The organism is Herpetosiphon giganteus (genome assembly GCF_016907925.1).
Lineage (GTDB): Bacteria > Chloroflexota > Chloroflexia > Chloroflexales > Herpetosiphonaceae > Herpetosiphon > Herpetosiphon giganteus.
The window spans coordinates 1-1,276 of sequence record NZ_JAFBCZ010000084.1 but is presented as its reverse complement, the minus strand read 5'-3'; the positions used below and the strand labels follow the sequence as shown (position 1 = coordinate 1,276).

Below are 1,276 nucleotides of genomic sequence, written 5' to 3'. Positions count from 1 at the left end.
GGTGGTTTGTCAAGAAGTGTGCAAAATCAATCTAGCCAGGCATGCGAATTTTACGAAGCTGGAGCGTCCGAACGACCGCATAAAAGAGTAATAAACAACTGCCTTCATTCCGAAACGCGGTCGCCATTTTTTTGCTGCGCTTCTTGACCTCCTCGAACGTCCGTTCAATGATGTTCGATGTCCGGATATTCACCCAATGCCCCTCAGGATAGGCATAAAAGGTCAAACAGGCATCCCAATCGCGTTGCATGCAGCGGATCGCTGATGGGTACTGACGCTCATATTTGGCCATAAACGCCGCTGCCGCTTGGTCGGCCTGTGCTCGGTCGGGCTGATAGAAAATCGTCCGCAGCTCCGCATGGAGCGCATCGCGGTATTTTTCGGGAACGTGGCTTTCGATGTTGCTCATTTTGTGCACGACACAGCGCTGGCGCTGCGACGCGGGAAACTTCGCCGCAATCGCGTTCAGCATCGCCTGATGCCCATCGGTAATCCAGAGATCAACCGTTGCTACCCCGCGATCTTTGATATCCGCCAACAGGCTTTCCCACGCGCCTTGGTTTTCCCGCTCGCCCGTCGTGAAGGCAATCACCTCGCGCTGGCCATCCGGCGTGATCCCAATCAGCGCCAAAATGGGCATTTTCTGGCCTTGGCCGTTATAGATGACACTGAAATAGGTGCCATCGGCGAAGGCATAGCAGTACCGTGGCGGCAACGGACGTGCTTGCCAGGCCTGAAACTCGTCATCAAGCGTATGAAACACCCGCGAGACGGTTGAGGGACTGGGTGCGTTGCCCGTTAAGTGCTCAACCACCGTGCCAACGGCGGTTTGGCTGACCCCGCCGACAAACATATCCTGCATGAGCGTATCCACATCGTGCATGCGGCGCTGGTAGCGGTCAAACAACTGGGTTCGAAAGCCGCCACGGGTGCGCGGGACGGGCAAGTCCTCGATCACGCCAGCGGTCGTGCCAAGCGTGCGCGAGCGATGCCCCGCGCGGTGATCACGCCGCTCGTCAGTGCGTTCATAGGGCTGCGCACCGATGAAGGCGGCCACTTCGTCTTCCAAAATGTCGATGAACGTGGCGCGAATCGCCTGCCGAATCTGGTGCTGCACCATCTGCTGGAAGGTGGCGTGGGCTTCAGCTTGACCGATCACGGGCGAATGGGTATGCTTCTTGCTGGGAGTCATGGTGGTCCTTTCCTTGGTCTGTTGCATTTCCAAGTATAGTCCACCTGGCTCTCGTTAATTTTGCACCACTTTCGTTATACCACC

Annotated in this window: 1 pseudogene; it reads right to left on the bottom strand. The window is 56.7% G+C overall.

Annotated features, from left to right (window positions below):
* Positions 1-124: 124 nt before the first annotated feature.
* Positions 125-1,120 (bottom strand): annotated as a pseudogene (locus JOD20_RS26295) (IS256 family transposase); the annotation flags it as partial.
* Positions 1,121-1,276: the final 156 nt, after the last annotated feature.